This window comes from Candidatus Venteria ishoeyi (assembly GCF_030378065.1).
GTDB classification, from domain to species: Bacteria; Pseudomonadota; Gammaproteobacteria; order Beggiatoales; family Beggiatoaceae; genus Venteria; species Venteria ishoeyi.
This window is the reverse complement of sequence record NZ_JAUCGJ010000012.1, coordinates 1-17924: the sequence shown is the minus strand read 5'-3', so window position 1 is coordinate 17924 and position 17924 is coordinate 1. Positions and strand designations below refer to the sequence as shown.

Here is a 17924-nt window from a genome sequence, read left to right as displayed (position 1 = left end):
ATTTAGAACCGTTCAAAATCTTTCTCATTAGGGTGCACATGAACGTGTTGCACATGAGACAAGGGAACTTGTGTTGGTTTGGAATGTAGGCTGGGTTTTGCCATGCTTTGTTTAGCCCTGGTATTGTGTGAACTATCTATTACAGTATTATCTGTTACATCCTTATTAATTGTAATAAGCTCATCTTGAATTTTTTGCTCAGTTGCCAAGTCTTGCGATAAGTTAAAAAACCCTATTAATTGTTTTAAATGCATCGCCTGACTATTCACTTCTTCGGCTGTTGCTGCAAGCTCCTCTGCGGCTGAGGCTGATTGTTGCGCAGACTGATCTAATTGCCCCATTGCATTGTTAATTTGCCCAACACCAATGGCCTGCTCTTCAGACGTTGAAGCAATTTCCTGAACCAGTTCTGCAGTTTTTTGAATACTGGGTACGATATGCTCCAATAAATCCCCAGCATGTTTGGCAACATCCACACTGTTTGCAGCCGATTTCCTGATTTCTTGCGCTGCCGTCTGACTGTTTTCCGCCAACTTCTGAACTTCCGCCGCAACCACGGCAAAACCATGCCCATGCTCGCCTGCGCGCGCGGCTTCAATCGCAGCATTTAAGGCCAGGATATTTGTTTTATAGGCAATATCTTCAATAATCATAATTTTTTTTGCGATATTCTGCATGGCATCAACGGTATGGGAGACCACATTCCCTCCTTCCTCAGCCTGTTTTGAACTTTGCTGCGCTGTCGTATTGGTAACTTTCGCATTCTCGGTATTTTGCGTAATAGAACTACTCATTTGTTCCAATGAGGCGCTGGTTTGTTCCACGCTGGCAGCTTGTTCCGTAGCCCCCTGGCTCATTGACTGTGAAGTGGCGCTGAGCTCTTCAGAAGCGCTGACCAGGGCATTCGCTTTATCCTGTACATTATTAAGCACCGTAGATACCCGCCCATTCATATTGCGCATGGCATCGAGAATCTGCCCGGTTTCGCTGCGATTGCCTTTTGCAATTTTAACTGCCAAATCACCATCAGCAATTTTATGCACCACTTCCACCACTTGCTGCAATGGTTTTTTAATATTATTTGCCAGTAAATACGCCAGCCACAAAATCATCACAATACAGATCCCGGCAATAAGCAGTACCCAGGACTGTAAAGTATTAACACTGGCTAAAGCCTCTACTTCATCCATTTCAGCCAGGATGACCCATTGGACTTTATCATTTATTTGTAATGGCGCATAGGCAGATAACACTGCGTTACCCAGATAATCTTTGGTTATCATCACACCCACCTCTCCCGCCTGTCCAGCCCTGCTGCTGACGGTATCCACTGCCCCTTGTTCAGGATTTGCAAAAGATGCTTTTACCGTATGATGTTCGGCATCCAACAGCGAATTAGAGCGCATCAAGTTATCCTGCCCCACCAGATAAACTTCACCACGCTCTCCCATGCCTTCACGCTGCCCGGTAATCGCATTTAATGCCTTATCACTTATTTGCAGTGCTACCACCAACAGGGGTTGATTATTCTTAATAATGGGTATCACCAAAAAAGCGGACGGCTCATTATTACTGGGAGCATAAGCGGCGTAATCACTGAGTTGTATCTGCTGCGTCACCAATGCTTTTTTAACAGCTTCAGCAAAATGAGTGTTGGCATATTTGCCGTTTAAGATATTGGTGCTGTAATCTTTTTCCTGCGCCACGGTGTAAAATATTTGTCCTTGGGGGTGAATCAAAAACAGATCATGATAATCATGGCTTTGAATATAATAATGGAAAAAATCACTGTCTTTATTATCACTCATTTCAGTGAGAGTCTTTTCCAAAGACGCGGTGGTAATCAGAACCCAGTCCAAATTATGTATTTGTATCGGCGAATAAGTACTGATCTCAATTTCCCCGGTACTTCCGACTTTTAGCATAATCCCTCGCTCTCCGGTCAAGGCCTTTTGAATATCCTGACCATCCTTTTTAACGCCCTGGGTTTTTTTATCCTTGGATTTTATCTGCCGGTTACTGCGATAGGTGATTTCACCATCAGCCCTGCCAATCAGATAGGTTTCTTCTGATTCCCCCATAGTCTCTCGCAAGTTTATGATCTGATTAATTACCTTAGGTGGAATACTGAGCACCACAACACCAATCAGTTGTTCATTGTGTTTCACCGGAGCACTAATAAAAGCCAGATATTGTGCTTTTCCATTGACTTGATGAAAAGAAAAATCCTGTATGCTCGTAATTTTCTGCCCTTGTTCAAATGCTTTTGCCAGCATCTTGTTATTGGAATCATCGTAGACAGATTGCCCCTGCTTTACCTTTTTAATTGTAGAATAAGTAATATCACCTGCCATATTCAGAATATATAACTCTTGATAATTCAATAATTCCTGATAAGCCTGCATTGCTTTTTCATCAATCTGAATATTGTCTTCAATCGGCTTAAAGCTGTTTAATATGGAGCTAACATGAGGGCTTTGAGCAAATGATTCAGTATCTTCCAGTACCTTATCCAAATATTGTTTAAGCTGCGTCGTTTTATAAGCTTGTTCGATTACCATAATGTGGTGTTCACGCTCATACAGCATGGCAACGGTCTCACCTAGAACCTGGGCTTCCGTGATATTTGTTGTAAAAAAGTTTTTAATCTCTACTTTTTTTGCCTCACGGATCGCAGTAAGGTGATTAAATGCGGCCTGCTGTAAAGTGACCTGACTGGATTGCCATGCATAAAATGCCATTACAAAAAAGGGCAATAAGCCAATAACCAAAGCACTGGTAAGCACCTTGGTACCTATTGATAGATTTCCGATGAAGTTTTTCATTTCTAGAACCCCTTTCATAATACTATCAAAAGAAACATTTAAGTAGACTCTTGAGTCAAACCAAAAGATAGATCCTGCCTGGAAAATAATTCAGGAATATCCAGCAACAATACTGGAATATCCTTAAATTGACTGACACCCTGAATAAAATAATGCGGTTTAGAGGCCAGCGTGTATTCTGAACTAAAACCTTCCTCAGTGGACATCAGTTCACTCCAATGTTCTAGCAACTGGGTCGCAGGGCTGATTTGCGTACTATCAAATGCGGTAACCTGATACACATGATGTGCTTGCAGTGCCAGGCGCACCTGCTCGCCATCTTGCTCGACTTCAACCACTATTAAACTGTTATGCTGATCCACCTTAGCCGTTTCATGCCCAAAATAAGCATATAAATCCAGCACTGGTAAAGTGGCATCTGATAAATTTAATAAACCTGAAATAAAAGGCGGCATACCGGGAGCTGGCAATAAGCGTTGTTTGCCCATTACCTGATGAATATAACGTACGGGTATACCATAACGATGCGTCAGTTGATCGGCCTGCAATTGTTCGGCTAACTCAAAAATGAGATATTCTTCCGATTTATCGGCAACCATAGCCGTTGTCTGCTGACTGACATCTGCATGACTGTTATATTGCTTAATTTCTGAAACATGCGCAATTAATGCTGCAACATCCAGAATCAGCGCAACCTCACCATTGCCCAACACCGTTGCGCCACTAATGCCTGATAAATCATTAAACAAAGCACCCAAGGGTTTAATCACGGCCTGAAATTCGCCCTGGATACCTTCTACCACCACCCCGATCTCTTGCTGCCCATAACGCACCACAATCACATGCTGACGCTCGGGCAGTGCTGATTGAATATCAAACAACTTGCGCAAATACAATAAGGGCAAACCCTTGTCACGTAAATGCAGATAATCCGGGCATTCTTCACCTGCCGCTACGGTCAGTGCCGCACATTCCACCACCTTGTCCAGAGGAATGACATAAGCATAATCACCAATATTAACCAAAAAACCATCAATAATTGCCAGGGTCAATGGTAAATACATCTGTATCCGGGTGCCTTGCCCAGTTTGACTTTTGATATTGACAGAGCCGTTGAGCCGGGTGATTTCATATTGCACCACATCCATACCAACACCGCGCCCGGAAAGACTGGTAACGATACTACTGGTGGTTAAACCCGGCTCAAAAATCAAAGAATCAAGAAAGCTTTCACTCAAGCTTTCAAGTGATTGTTCACTGCCAATAATACCCTTTTTAACCGCAGCATTAAAAATTGCCTGTCGATCCAGACCTTGCCCGTCATCACTGATTTCAATTACGATATTGCCTGCATCGTGATATGCGTTTAACTGTAGCAGCCCCCGTTCCGACTTGCCTTGTGCCAGACGTTGTTGCGGCGTTTCCAGGCCATGATCAATCGCATTACGCACCAGATGCATCAATGGATCATGAATTTTTTCCACCATGCTTTTATCAAGTTCTGTATCCGCGCCCTGGATTTGCAGTTCAATTTTTTTACCCTGGGCCTGACTGAGATCATGCACTAAGCGGTTAAAGCGGTTAAAAGACGAGCCAATTTGAACCATGCGCATACCCAGCGCACTGTTACGGATTTCTTCAACCAGTCTTGACATAAAAGAGACTGACTCTTTCAGGGCGTTATGTTGCCCCTGCTGTTGTTGTTCATATTCACGCTCTTCATCAACCACTTTAGTATCAGATGAGGTTTCCAACAGGGTTTTGATACGGGCTGTGGCAATCACCAACTCCCCTACCTGATTAATCAGGCGATCAAGTTTTTCTGCTTTAATTTTTAATAAGGATTCCGGGGTGATTTTATGCTCTTTAATCTGCTGCTGTTTATGCAGTGCCGCAGTCACCACATCAGGATTAACCATGCCACCATCAACCAGAATTTCTCCCAGTTTTCGGACTGTTTTAACGGCACCTTCCGCAGGTTTAATATCTTGTTGTTCCAGGCCTGTCTCAAGTTCCCGTTCTGTCAGGGTGCCAATTTTCTGTAAAATCTCGCCCAGCATAAAGGTGTCTTCAGGCAATTCCTGAATAAGATGAATATATTGAGATAATTGTGCATGTGGCGGTAAAATCTGTACCTGACAATCATCAATAATGAGTTCAAACAAAGCTTCAATATCTGCTTTAGTCACATTATTGGTCGGATCAACAGCAAAAGCGATCTCAAAACCCAGATAACAATTTTCCGGATCCATTTCCTCTGCCAAAGGCATATGCTCGCACAGCGTTGTCAGGTTAACAATATCGCCATATTGTTTAAGATAATCCAGCGTTGCCAACGGCTCAACGCCATTACGCAACGCATCTAAACCAAAACGCAAAGAAATATGCCAATGCTCGTCTTCCACCGCAATCATATCGGACAACGCTTCCGATGTACCCTCAACAATATTATCAGTCGCTGCCGAAGCCTGCACAGATGGAGGAACAGCGACTGCTATATTTTCACTTGCGGTCTTATCTTCACCAGGCTTATTCGTTTCTTTTCTTATTGGCTGCTCAACTATTTTCTCAGCTTTAGCCGTATTATCAGGCATTGCCTCTGAACTGGGCTGCGTTTGCACGCTTTGCGCTTTTTCCGATGCCTCAAGGTATTGACTAATGTTTTGATTGAGTTTTTGCGCCTGCTGTTGCAAACTAGCAATAACATCTTCATCAGCATCATCAGCAATCGCATTTAAACTATTTTGCAAATAATCCTGGCAAGCCAGAATCAACTGAATCAAATCTGTATCAAACTGTAACTGGCCTTTGCGTACCCGATCCAGCAGATTTTCCACGCCATGCGCAAATTGCGACACTTCTGACAAGTTCACAATACCCGCAGAGCCTTTGATAGTGTGAACAGCGCGAAAAACCACATTAAGCGCTTCTTTATTATCCTTGTCATTTTCTAACAATAGCAGCGCATCTTCCATTTTATTCAGTGTTTCGCCGCTCTCCATAATGAAAAGCTGGCGCAGTTGTTCCATACTCATAAGATATCAACCTCTTTTGGCAACACCTGAGGATCTCCAAAATAAGCGGAAACCTGATAACTGTCCAATACTGACAACACGGCTGCACTATGCCCTGTCAAACGTAAGCTTTTTTGGTGTGCTTTTGCTTCACGTTTGAGCAACACCAATAACTGAAACCCGGCAGAATCCATGTCGGCAACGGCAGATAAATCCAATTCCAACACACGCTGTTGCAGCAATGCTTCCAATAACTCACTTTTTAATTTTTTTATCTGAGGCAAGGTAAAATGCCCACTCAGATGCAAAATGCTGTGATTAGGTAAGTTTTCAATGTGAATTTGCATGATGGTGATCCGGTCTGATTTTTTACCTTCTATCCAATCAAAGCTGAATTTTTAAGGTAAGATTTCTTAAGTATAGCAGGGCTTTTGCCATCAACCTTGTTATACGCCGCTTCTCTCTTGCATCAAATAGTTCGCAACCGCTTCCAGAGCCACGACCTTATCGACCCCCCCCAGTTTAATCGCCTCTTTAGGCATCCCAAACACAACGCAACTGGCCTCATCCTGTGCAAAAGTTGTTGCGCCGGCATTATGCATTTCTTTTAAGCCTCTGGCACCATCATCGCCCATGCCAGTCATAATCAAACCCGTCGCCATTGCACCTGCGGTTTGCGCAATTGAACGAAATAAAATGTCAACAGAAGGCCGGTGGCGATTAATCAGAGGGCCTTTTTTTAACTCAACAAAATATTTCCCCTGCGCATATTTTAGTAATAAATGCTGACCTCCGGGTGCAATGAGCACACGTCCCGGTTTTACATCATCCATATGCGCCGCTTCTTTGATTTCCAAAGCGCAAATACTATTTAGACGCGCTGCAAATGCTGCGGTAAAACTTTCTGACATATGCTGCACAACTAAAATGCCCGGCATATCAACAGGAAGTTGGCGCAAAACCAGTTCTAATGCCAGCGTCCCCCCTGTTGATGCGCCAATACCGATAATACGCCCGGACATTGATGAGGGATACAGGCTTGGTGCTAATGCCGGTAATAAGGCATCAGCACTCAACTTGGGTTCGGCTTTAATCTTGATGCTACGAGACTGTTTTTTTGTAGCTGACATCCCCCCTGGCTTAACCGCTGAAACCGGTTTTGGCATAAGCTCAGTCACTTTCTGCGCTGGTGTCGGTCTATTTAAGAGTTGCCGGTTATGTTTAAGTTTCTTAAGATTTGCCTGCGAAGCCGCCCTTAAAGCATCCAGTAACTGGCGATGACTTTCATATAAAAAATCCTGCAAACCCGATTCCGGTTTGGTAATAATATCCACAGCCCCGGCAGATAACACCTGCACCGTGACACTGGCACCATCTTGCGTCAGAGATGAGCACATCACGACTGGCGTTGGACGCTCATTCATTAATTTGCGTAAAAATGTCAGGCCATCCATCTGTGGCATTTCAATATCCAGAATAATGACATCCGGCCATTGTTTTTGCATTTTACGCATGGCAATCAGCGGATTTGCCGCCGTTCCCAGCAAATTAAAACCCGGCGCATCATTCAGGATATTGGTAAACGCCTGTCTCACCACCGCAGAATCATCTATGATAAAAACGTGTATCATTTTCATAATTTTCGATCCGCATAACTATTCTGGGTATGATGCACCAAAACCTGTCCTGTTTTTAAATCAAAAATAATACGTCGGTGCCCCAGTCCACCTAAGTGCTCGCTTTCAACCTGAAAGCCATGCGTCCGTAATAAAGCACGACCAACACGCATATTTTGCTGACCAATGTTATTTTTAGTTCTGCCTAAGGTGTTAGGAAACATATTACCGCCGCCAAAAATTTTTACCTGATATTGCTGCACGGGTGTTTTATAGTGCTTTAATTGCTGCAAAAAAAATAAAACGGCATCTTCAGCATAACGTCCATTTAAGTGAACTGGATCAACTTCTTTTGGGTTTCTTAACATATAATGGCACATTCCTCCTAAATGTCTACGTGGGTGCCATAAGGTAATCGCAACACAAGAACCTAATAAGGTACGTACCCGATCAGGTGCCTGACCAAAATACAAGTCACCCGGATAAAGAAATATTTCTTTATTATTTTGACTGGAAGATAAAATTTTAGGCACAATCAGCACTTTCTAAAAACAGTTGGAACCATTGGATGTAGGTTTTTCAGGATGTACGCATCCGTCATGCCCGTTAAACTCTCGGCATGGCCCAGAAATAAATATCCCTGCTCCTGTAACACCGGCAATAAACGCTTGAGAATCCGGGTACGCGCAGGCACGTCATAATAAATCAGAATATTGCGCAAAAAAATCAAATCAAAGCTCCCAATAACCGGTAGTGGCTGATTGAGGTTTATCTGCCTGAAATGGACACGTTCAGCGACTTCCGGTTTAACCAGCAAAGTGCCTTCCTGACTACGCACGCCTTTTAAGCAAAAGCGTTTCAAATATTTTTGCGGCATTTTTCTTGCTGCAACCATAGGGTAATATCGGGTTTTTGCAATTTCCAACATACTTAAACTGACATCTGAGGCAAAAATTTCCCACTGAATATTCGACCCCAGTATATCCATTAACAGCATTGATAAGCTGTAAGCTTCTTCACCGGAAGAACAAGCTGCACTCCATACCCGAAAAGGCTTGAAATGATTCGCCTTTAAGCGGTATTCCGACAACACCTGTTCCTTAAGATACTCAAAATGATTAGGTTCCCGAAAAAAATAGGTTTCATTGGTGGTTAATAAATCCACCATAAGCTGGCGTTCAGCTTCATTTGCTGGCTCATTCAGTAGTTCCAGGTATTGAGAAAAACTGGATAACTGATAATATTTCAAACGTTTACTTAAACGCCCCGTGACCAACATTTTTTTATGATCTGCCAGCGCAATTCCCGTCACGACCTGAAAGCGCTGACGCAATGCATCAAATTCCTTTGCAGACAGTCTGGGTGTGATATGATTTTGCAATTGAGTAACCACTGTATTCTGATAAAGCTTCAATCTATTCAGTACATTTTTGGAGGATACGATGCCAACGACACTTCCCGCATTACAGCGCAAGCACGAAGCCCATAAGACAGATGGTAATCGCTATCTCAGCATTCATCTTGGGCATGACACCTATGGTATCGCAATTTATGACGTAAAAGAAATTATTGCGTATACGCCACTGACATTTTTACCCATGACCGAAGCCTATATCAAAGGTGTACTGAATTTACGCGGTCATGTCGTCCCCGTCATTGACCTTTCCATGCGTCTGGGTCTGTCAGCCATTGAACCGGATAAACAAAGCTGCATTGTCATTGTTGATGCTTATATTGAATCTGATGATAATAAAAACTTTAATACGCAAGCTGGTACCTTATTAGGTTTACTGGTCAGCAGCGTACATGATGTGATTCGCCTGGAGACTGAGCAACTGGAACCCCCACCACCTTTTGGCAGCCATATTCCCAGCCATTTTATCCAGAATATCGCCCAGGTAAATGAGGCGTTCATGACCATTCTGGCATTGGAGAGCTTATTACAAATCCAGATCAGTGGCGGATTTAAGCAGTAACCGGTGTTACACAAAAGCTTCTGGACTACATAGCATCAGGAAATGAGAAAAAACAATTATTATGGAAGTTATTCGCAGTTTAGCCCAGCTTCGTACTCGTCATCAGGGTTGTGTCGCCACCATAGGTAATTTTGATGGGGTGCATTTGGGGCATCAATCCGTATTTAGAGACTTAAAAATTGAAGCTAAACGTCTACAACTTCCCTCCGTAGTCATCAGTTTTGAACCCCAGCCACAAGAGTTTTTTACACCAGAAAAAGCACCGCCACGACTGACCCGTCTACGTGAAAAAGTACTCGCATTACGACATTTTGCGTTGGATCGCATGTTGTGTCTGCGCTTTAACCAGTACTTAGCAGGACTTGAACCCAATGACTTTATCCATCAGGTAATAATGGAAGGCTTAGGCGTAAAATATCTGATTGTGGGTGATGATTTTCGCTTTGGTTATCGTCGTGCAGGTGATTTTAGCTTGTTGCAAACCGTCGGCGAACACCACGGCTTTCAAGTTCATGCCATGAAAACCTTTCTACTTGATGGCGAGCGCGTCAGTAGCACCCGGGTACGCCAGGCCATGACCACCAGCAATATGGCTGAAGTACATCGTTTATTAGGGCGTTATTACACCTTGTGCGGACGCATTGCGCATGGTCGTGCTTTAGGCCGCACCCTGAACTTCCCTACCGCAAATATCTGCCTGCATCGTAAAGTCTCACCACTGCGCGGCGTCTTTGCAGTACGGGTAAAAGGCCTGCAAACACAAGCCCTGCCAGGTGTTGCCAACATTGGTTATCGTCCCACAGTTGAAAACAGCGATGTTAAACCGTTATTGGAAGTCCATTTATTTGACTTTAATCAGGATATTTATGGGGCTTATGTTGAAGTTGAAATTATTGAGCAACTGCGCGATGAAGTTAAATTTGATTCATTGGATGCACTGCAAGCGCAAATCAGTATTGATGTTGAACAAGCACGCAGTTTATTATTGGGGTAGTGATATGCCATGAAAATTCTAATTACCGGCGCAGCAGGTTTTATCGGCGCGCATCTGGCAAAAAAACTGTTAAAACAAGGTGAAGAAGTTATCGGGCTGGATAATCTGAATGCCTATTATAGCGTCACACTTAAACAAGACCGACTGAAAAAACTGGAGGAGTTCGCCCGTTTCAAGTTTGTCAGAATGGATATCAATGATCGTCCTGCCATTGAGCACTTATTTGCCACTGAAAATTTTCAACAGGTTATTCATTTAGCGGCACAAGTCGGTACGGCACATTCTCTGGAAAACCCTCATGCTTATATAGAAACAAATCTGCTGGGATTTACCAATATTCTGGAAGCTTGCCGTCAGCATAGGGTTGAACACTTATTATTTGCCTCGACTGATTCGGTTTATGGACTCAATACTGCGTTGCCTTTTTCTACGCACGATCACGCCGAGCATCCGCTTAACCTGAGTGCCGCCACTAAAAAAGCCAATGAACTACTGGCACACAGTTACGCGCATCTTTATGGCTTACCCGTTACCGGTCTGCGTTTTTTTACAGTTTACGGCCCCTGGGGCCGTCCTGACATGGCCTATTATAAATTTACCCGCGCCATTTTGGAAAATCGCCCGATCAATCTGTACAATCACGGTAAACTACGCCGGGATTTTACCTATATTGATGATGTTATCACCAGCACACTACGCCTGCTGCAACGTATACCCCAAGGCAACAAGAAATGGTCAAGCATGTCACCCGATCCAGGTAGCAGCCCGGCACCTTATCAAATACACAACATCGGCAACCACAAAACAGTTACGCTGATAGATTTTATCGCAACCCTGGAAGCATTATTAGGCAAAAAAGCCCAGAAAAATTTTCTGCCCATGCCAGAGGGTTATATGCACGCAAGCTGTGCCAATATTAAAGACTTAAAAGCGCGCATTGGTTTTTACCCGGATACGGAACTGGAACATGGCTTGGCACAATTTATACACTGGTTTCGCGATTATCACTGCGTTTAATCTGAGTCCTACGTATGCTGGATTTCAGCATTTTGGGATAAAAAAACTTATATCGAACTCAGATTATTTATCATCAATGGTATTACGACAAATTAAGATTATTTAGAGGAATTTGATAATAATGAAGCACCTTGCACAACAACTTCTACTCAGTTTATGTCTATCAGGCTTTCCATTTTATGCCTTTGCGCTGGATCAGAACATTGAAGATTTAAGCGGATTAAGCCAGAATGAATTTAACCATATTGCCAGCGATCTCAGCGCAGCGATACATTACAAAGGACTGGTACCGGCAGAACCGCTGGGCATCCTGGGTTTTGATGTTGCGGTTTCCGGCTCTGCCAGCCAACTGCAACACCGGGAACTGTTTGCCAAAACCCGTACCAGTGGCAGTAATAATAAATATCTGGTCGCCACCCGCCTGCATGCGCACAAAGGCCTACCCCTGGGTTTTGACGTAGGTTTATCCTACACCCTTGTCCCCAATGGCAACCTCAAGGCTCTGGGTGGAGAAGTGCGTTATGCCATCATGCAAGGCAATGCCGTACTGCCTGCCATCAGTATTCGTGGCAGTTATAACAAAACCCTGGACAACCCGGTGCTGGATCTCGACACCATCGGGCTGGAATTGATGATTTCCAAAGGCGTGCTCATGGTGACGCCTTATGCCGGTATCGGTCACCTCTGGAGCCACGTCCAGGCTAAACGCAGCCCACACCTTAATAACGTTAAACCCGAACAAATCAAAGCCTTTGTTGGAGCTAATCTTAATCTGCTGGGATTGAATGCCAATGCGGAAATTGAACATACCGACAATGTCACCAGTTACAGCATTAAACTAGGTCTGCGCTTCTAAAGTATCTGAGTGCTTAATTAAAATGAAAATATATTTAGTTGGCGGCGCAGTGCGTGATAGCTTGCTGGGAGAACCCGTCACCGAACGTGACTGGGTGGTGGTTGGCAGTACGCCTGAAACCTTGCTGAAGTTGGGTTATGAACAGGTGGGAAAGGACTTCCCGGTTTTTCTACATCCCCAAACCCATGAAGAATATGCCTTAGCCCGCACTGAACGTAAAACCGGTAAAGGCTACAGTGGATTTGAATGTCATGCCAGCCCTGATGTCACCCTGATCGAAGACTTAAAACGCCGTGACTTAACGATTAACGCCATTGCCAAGGCAGAAAATGGCGCATTAATTGATCCATTTAATGGCCAGGAAGATTTGGACAACGGCTTATTACGCCATGTTTCCCCCGCTTTCCAGGAAGATCCGGTACGCATTTTACGCATTGCCCGCTTTGCCGCCCGTTTTGCCCACCGGGGTTTTAAAGTGGCTCACGATACCCACGCCCTGATGAAAAAAATGGTGACAAATGGTGAGGTTGACGCACTGGTGCCAGAAAGGGTTTGGAAAGAATGCGAGCGCGCGCTGAAACTCCCCAATCCTGAGCGTTTTTTTGAAGTTTTATATCGTTGCGGCGCTTTATCCCGGATTTTCCCCGAACTTGCTGGCTTATTTCCAGAAACAGTGGCAAGTAGTCATGACAAACAAAACCAGGGCAGTGCTGAAATAGCAGCTTTGGAAAGACTGAAAGTGGCAACGGCCTTATACCCGGAAGCAGAAAAATGTAGCCTGATTCGTTTTGCGGCACTACTTCAGCCGCTATCAGAAAATGTGCTAAAACAACTGCTCAAACGCATGAAAATTCCCAATGAATATGCTGAACTTTCGCGTCTGATAATCGTCCATTATCCCGCTTGCTGCCAATATCCTGTCAACACCGCCAGTGACTTACTCAGCTTACTGCAAAACCTGGATGCTTTCCGCCGCCCCCAACGCTTTGCATTATTTCTGGACATCTGCTGCGCAATACTGGGGGAAATGAACCCCGACTGCGTACAACAACTACAACAAGCCCAAGCACTGGCATCTCAGGTAGAAGCTAAACAATTTGTGGCACAGGGACTGCGTGGCGGGGAAATTAAACAGGCCTTATTCGCTGCAAGACAAGAAGTGCTAAAGAACCTGTTATAACGAGGAAACAGCTTCTCAGGAATTATTATGGATTACTCAGCAATACTCAATGCGCTCAACAATGCCTCATTATTTGAGTTACATCGTTTAAGTCAGGCGATTTACCGGCAACTGGAAGACCCGGAGCGAATCAATCGGGTTAAACGGGCGCTGTCTCCCGGCGATGAAATCACTTATTTTGAGTCGGAAGAAAACCGACTCATAGCAGCAGTGATCGTGAAACTAAAAAGAACCCGAGCATTGGTTAAAAATAAACACGATGGCAAATTATGGAATATTCCCTTTCATTCCATTAATCTTGAGCAACAGCCTGTTGACTTGAATACCAGTCAGAAACTGGACAGAAACAGCCTGAAAGTCGGCGATCAGGCATGTTTCAAAGATAAAAATGGCGTTGAGTTATTTGGTGAAGTTGTCAAATTAAACCCCAAAACCGCAGGCGTATTAGTCGGCACCACCAAATGGCGGGTTGCTTACAGCTATTTATCGTTGATTATTGATGGTGAATTAGCGCCAGACAAGCAATTGCTGGAAGGGCAGGTATTGAGCCGGGAAATCAGCCGAGATTAATCTGCCTTACTCAAATTGCAGTAACAAGTAATCAACACCCATCTGCCACCAGTTGCCTTCGGCAATATCTTGTTTTGCAAGTAGCGGTCTGCTGACCAATTCCTGCCCACCCAGCAATAAACGGATCCGCCCATAAGTAGTACCCGCACTGACCGGAGCCATAATCTGCGTGGAGGTAAAATTTAACATCGGTTGAATTTGCTGGTATTGACCACGAGGCGTGGTGACATACAGATCTTTAGCCAAACCCAAAGATACCTGTTCGCTTGCACCTTGCCAGACGCGTTGCGAGGAGAGATCCTGGCCTGCGCTGTAGACCTTATGGGTTTCATAAAAACGAAAGCCGTAGTTCAGCATTTTCTGGCTTTCCGAAGCTCTGGCTTTTTTACTTTTCGTGCCCATAACCACGGAAATCAGACGCATATTATCGCGTTTGGCAGATGCCAGCAGACAATAACCGGCACTTTCTGTATAACCGGTTTTCATGCCATCAACACTGTTATCACGCCATAATAATAAATTGCGGTTTTGCTGGGTGATTTTGTTATAAGTAAATTCTTTTTGCGAATAGAGCTTGTAATATTCCGGGAAATCCTGCACCAGAGCGGTAGCCAGCGTCACCATATCACGGGCGCTGGTCAGGTGTTTGGGGCCGGGCATTCCGGTACTGTTATCAAAATGGGTCTGTTTCAGTTGCAAACGCGCTGCATATTGATTCATCAGGCTGGCAAAAGAATCTTCACTGCCAGCGACAAACTCTGCTAAAGCAACACTGGCATCATTACCCGATTGAATAATCATGCCTTTAAGCAAGTCTTCAATAGTGACTTCGCTATCGACTTTGATATACATTTTCGAGCCACCCATGCGCCAGGCTTTTTCACTGACCCTGACCTTATCACTTAAACTCAAATGCTTGGATTTTAATTCATGAAACACCACATAAGCCGTCATCAGCTTGGTCAGGCTGGCAGGTGCGACTTGCTCGTCGGCATTTTTTTCCATAATCACCTGACCACTGAGAAAATCAATTAGTAACCAGGATTTTGCTGCAATGTTTGGTGGCGGCGGCGGTGGTGCGACCACTACGGCAGGTTTTTCAGCGTCAGCAAATGCTGCAAAGCTAAAGAAAAAAATAAAACTGATAAATAAATAACGTAACGAAGAAAATAACATAAGAAAATCAAAGTAAAAGTTAAAAATAACAGGCATTACCGGGAAACCAGAATGCTCTTTTCCACGCCATGCTGACGTAAATAGGTTTGCCATGTTTTCACATCTGTTTCAGCAATGGGACCGATTTGCACCCGAAACAAGCCCTGTTCGGCATAAACCTCTACCGGTTGTTCCAGATTGGCAAGTAATTGTGCTTGATATTGTAAGGCATTCTGGTAGCTGGAAAATGCCCCTAGTTGCAAATAAAGACCCTTTTGCGAAGTCTTCAGTAAAGCATTTCCTGCTTTTTCTGTGCCAGTTGATTGTGTATTTGCCTGGATTTTTATGCTCGCAGCTGTTTGTTGCATGCTTCGGGGTTGCAGTACCTGGAAAATAACTTGAGTCTTATTTTTTTTCAGCTTCAGTTGTTTTGCCGCTTCCCAGGATAATTTGAGCGCATGGTTATTGGCTTTGGGCAGGCGATCATTAATCCGCACCACGACCGTATGTTGCCGGTTTTTTACCCGGACATACATACCCAGCGGCAAACTGGCATGGGCGGCAGTTAGGCGATAAAGGTCGTATACTTCACCGCTGCTTGTTTGCAAACCATGTTCTGCCAAGGTGTACCAGGACGCTGTGCCGCGAAAAGTTTGTTGATAAATTGACTTATCCAGCATGGCTTCCGGCATTGCTGCCATGAGCGCCATCTTGCCAGGCATGGGCATAACATCTGATGCTATAGGTTTATCGGTTGGTTGCGGTATAACTGGTGGCGGCGCAGAACAGGCAGTTAAACTACTTAACAGCAGGCTGCAACTTAACAAAACAATAAGCTTAAGATAATTCAAAAACATAAACGGTAAAATCCTGAATGGGTGAGTTATTATATACCGAGGAATGAGAATTTTTACGGGAATTATAAAATTCTTGCTCCTGACACGGATGAAAGGGAAAAATATGAAAAATTTGATTTATACCCGTCGCGGGGATCAGGGAGAAACCGGATTAGCCGGAGGCATACGTATTGGCAAAGACAAGCTGCGTATTGAAGTGTTAGGGGATATTGACGAGCTTAATGCAAGCCTGGGTCTGCTTCTAAGTGAAACAGTACCAGAACCTGTTGCAACTCAGCTTCGTCACACACAATCTTTATTATTTGAAATGGGTGCAGAATTATCCATGCCCACTCAGGCAGCCCGGATTCAAACGGCAGACACGCAAGCTTTGGAAACTGCAATTGATCATATGCAGGCAAAATTAACGCCACTGACCCGTTTTATCCTGCCAGCCGGAAATCGCAGTATGGCGTTATGTCATTTGTGCCGTACCATCTGTAGGCGTTGTGAACGCCATTTAGTCGCCTTAGGGCGACATACAACAGGGGAAAATAATGAACAAGCTGAGATTAACCCAGACAGTCTGTGTTTTCTCAATCGCTTGTCAGATTTTTTGTTTGTCGCCGCACGCTTTACCGGATATCAGCAGCAACAGGGGGAACATTACTGGCAATCTCGCACTAACTGAGCCTTGCACTATTTTTAGTTAAAATCTTCTGCCAGTATACCCAGCATATTAAAATCATCCAAGACCGCTTGCTGAATGAGGGGGATACCCCCAGCCCCTCATAGTTGTTAGCTTCATATGTCTTACTTGGAGTAAAGAAAATAAATACAGCAAATTCCCAGTCATGTAAAAAACCTAACCTTTTATCTGATTTTTTAACTTCAATAAAAAAATATTATTTATAAATATATCCCAGGTACTACTTTGCTTAATTGGTATCTTGAATAATTAGCGTATCTTAATTTTTGATAAATTAATCAATAAACAACGATGCACTAAGCTATTAGAACTAAACCCAAGAGGATTTGTTTATGAACAATTTGCTGAAATCAGGATTACTTTTATCCACCCTGACCCTATGTTCTACTGCGGTACTGGCAGAAGATATGCGTTTAGTATTTACGGATACACAAGTTGATTTTCCCCGCCATGACATCATGCGTACTTGTGGTTTAACCGTTGAAATGTCTGGACCTTTAGGGGGTGCTGTCCAAATGCAGTATGATGCATTGTGGCAATTCCGTTCCAGATCATTTAGTTTCCAGCCTTTTTATGCTCAGGTTTCACCTTCGGCTTTATGCGATGGCTCACTTGATGATGTTGAGCATTATGATCCAGATTTATGTGATCATAATCATGATGGCCTTGTGGATGAACAAGAAAAAGAAAACTGTGCTAACGGTCAACCTCCTGTAGACGGTCAGCCTCCTGTAGACGGTCAGCCTCCTGTAGACGGTCAACCTCCTGTTGATGGTCAGCCTCCTGTTGATGGTCAACCTCCTGTAGACGGTCAGCCTCCTGTAGATGGTCAGCCTCCTGTAGACGGTCAGCCTCCTGTAGACGGTCAGCCTCCTGTTGATGGTCAACCTCCTGTAGACGGTCAGCCTCCTGTTGATGGTCAGCCTCCTGTAGACGGTCAACCTCCTGTAGACGGTCAGCCTCCTGTTGATGGTCAACCTCCTGTAGACGGTCAGCCTCCTGTAGATGGTCAGCCTCCTGTAGACGGTCAGCCTCCTGTAGATGGTCAACCTCCTGTTGATGGTCAGCCTCCTGTAGACGGTCAGCCTCCTGTAGACGGTCAACCTCCTGTTGACGGTCAACCTCCTGTTGACGGTCAACCTCCTGTTGATGGTCAACCTCCTGTAGACGGTCAGC

16 protein-coding genes are annotated in these 17924 nt (G+C 44.2%); 7 read left to right on the top strand and 9 right to left on the bottom strand.

Annotated elements, in window-relative coordinates:
* Positions 1–2 precede the first annotated feature (2 nt).
* The 6 genes from QUF61_RS05595 to QUF61_RS05570 all read right to left on the bottom strand — a co-directional run bounded on the left by QUF61_RS05595 (position 3) and on the right by QUF61_RS05570 (position 8836).
* Positions 3–2825 carry a methyl-accepting chemotaxis protein gene (locus QUF61_RS05595; RefSeq protein WP_177428405.1) on the bottom strand — a complete coding sequence of 941 codons (2823 nt, stop codon included), beginning with the start codon at positions 2823–2825 and terminating at the stop codon, positions 3–5.
* Positions 2826–2863: 38 nt separating this feature from the next.
* On the bottom strand, positions 2864–5860 hold the full coding sequence (locus tag QUF61_RS05590) for a chemotaxis protein CheW (RefSeq protein WP_289680871.1): 2997 nt from the start codon (positions 5858–5860) through the stop codon (positions 2864–2866).
* Positions 5857–6186 (bottom strand): STAS domain-containing protein, encoded by a 330-nt coding sequence (locus QUF61_RS05585; protein WP_103919908.1) that lies wholly within the window; start codon positions 6184–6186, stop codon positions 5857–5859. Before QUF61_RS05585 ends, QUF61_RS05590 begins: the two co-directional genes overlap by 4 nt.
* A gap of 99 nt (positions 6187–6285) precedes the next feature.
* Positions 6286–7476, bottom strand: coding sequence for a protein-glutamate methylesterase/protein-glutamine glutaminase (locus tag QUF61_RS05580; RefSeq protein ID WP_103919909.1), 1191 nt, complete (start codon positions 7474–7476; stop codon positions 6286–6288).
* The gene (locus tag QUF61_RS05575) at positions 7473–7988 is read right to left on the bottom strand and encodes a chemotaxis protein CheD (RefSeq protein ID WP_286019288.1); all 516 of its coding nucleotides are present in this window, start codon (positions 7986–7988) and stop codon (positions 7473–7475) included. The genes QUF61_RS05580 and QUF61_RS05575 overlap by 4 nt, the downstream gene beginning before the upstream one ends.
* A gap of 2 nt (positions 7989–7990) precedes the next feature.
* Positions 7991–8836, bottom strand: coding sequence for a CheR family methyltransferase (locus QUF61_RS05570; protein WP_177428406.1), 846 nt, complete (start codon positions 8834–8836; stop codon positions 7991–7993).
* Positions 8837–8897: 61 nt separating this feature from the next.
* On the opposite strand from QUF61_RS05570, the gene QUF61_RS05565 reads away from it, so the two are divergent.
* The 6 genes from QUF61_RS05565 (at position 8898) to QUF61_RS05540 (ending at position 14048) form a co-directional block, all read left to right on the top strand.
* Entirely contained in the window at positions 8898–9431 is a 534-nt protein-coding gene (locus QUF61_RS05565) for a chemotaxis protein CheW (RefSeq protein WP_103919912.1), read from the top strand.
* A gap of 61 nt (positions 9432–9492) precedes the next feature.
* Entirely contained in the window at positions 9493–10425 is a 933-nt protein-coding gene (ribF, locus tag QUF61_RS05560; RefSeq protein WP_289680870.1) for a bifunctional riboflavin kinase/FAD synthetase, read from the top strand.
* Positions 10426–10434: 9 nt separating this feature from the next.
* The gene (locus tag QUF61_RS05555; RefSeq protein ID WP_289680869.1) at positions 10435–11442 is read left to right on the top strand and encodes an NAD-dependent epimerase; all 1008 of its coding nucleotides are present in this window, start codon (positions 10435–10437) and stop codon (positions 11440–11442) included.
* Positions 11443–11563: 121 nt separating this feature from the next.
* On the top strand, positions 11564–12298 hold the full coding sequence (locus tag QUF61_RS05550; protein WP_289680867.1) for a hypothetical protein: 735 nt from the start codon (positions 11564–11566) through the stop codon (positions 12296–12298).
* Between the two features lie 22 nt (positions 12299–12320).
* A complete protein-coding gene (locus QUF61_RS05545; protein WP_289680866.1) occupies positions 12321–13478 on the top strand; it encodes a tRNA nucleotidyltransferase/poly(A) polymerase-related protein in 1158 nt (385 codons plus the stop codon).
* A 27-nt stretch (positions 13479–13505) separates the two neighbouring features.
* On the top strand, positions 13506–14048 hold the full coding sequence (locus QUF61_RS05540) for a hypothetical protein (protein WP_289680865.1): 543 nt from the start codon (positions 13506–13508) through the stop codon (positions 14046–14048).
* Between the two features lie 6 nt (positions 14049–14054).
* Here the strand turns inward: QUF61_RS05540 and QUF61_RS05535 are convergent, their stop codons facing one another.
* Together QUF61_RS05535 and QUF61_RS05530 are read right to left on the bottom strand one after the other, a co-directional pair.
* Positions 14055–15224, bottom strand: a complete 1170-nt coding sequence (locus tag QUF61_RS05535; protein WP_103919932.1) for a D-alanyl-D-alanine carboxypeptidase family protein — start codon at positions 15222–15224, stop codon at positions 14055–14057.
* 35 nt (positions 15225–15259) lie between these two features.
* Positions 15260–15925, bottom strand: a complete 666-nt coding sequence (locus QUF61_RS05530; RefSeq protein ID WP_289680864.1) for a septal ring lytic transglycosylase RlpA family protein — start codon at positions 15923–15925, stop codon at positions 15260–15262.
* 238 nt (positions 15926–16163) lie between these two features.
* Here QUF61_RS05530 and QUF61_RS05525 point away from each other — a divergent pair, with 238 nt between their 5' ends.
* Positions 16164–16730 (top strand): cob(I)yrinic acid a,c-diamide adenosyltransferase, encoded by a 567-nt coding sequence (locus QUF61_RS05525; protein WP_289680863.1) that lies wholly within the window; start codon positions 16164–16166, stop codon positions 16728–16730.
* 659 nt (positions 16731–17389) lie between these two features.
* Here QUF61_RS05525 and QUF61_RS05520 read toward each other — a convergent pair.
* Positions 17390–17924 (bottom strand): hypothetical protein (locus tag QUF61_RS05520; protein ID WP_289680861.1); only part of this gene is annotated, 535 nt, incomplete at its 5' end.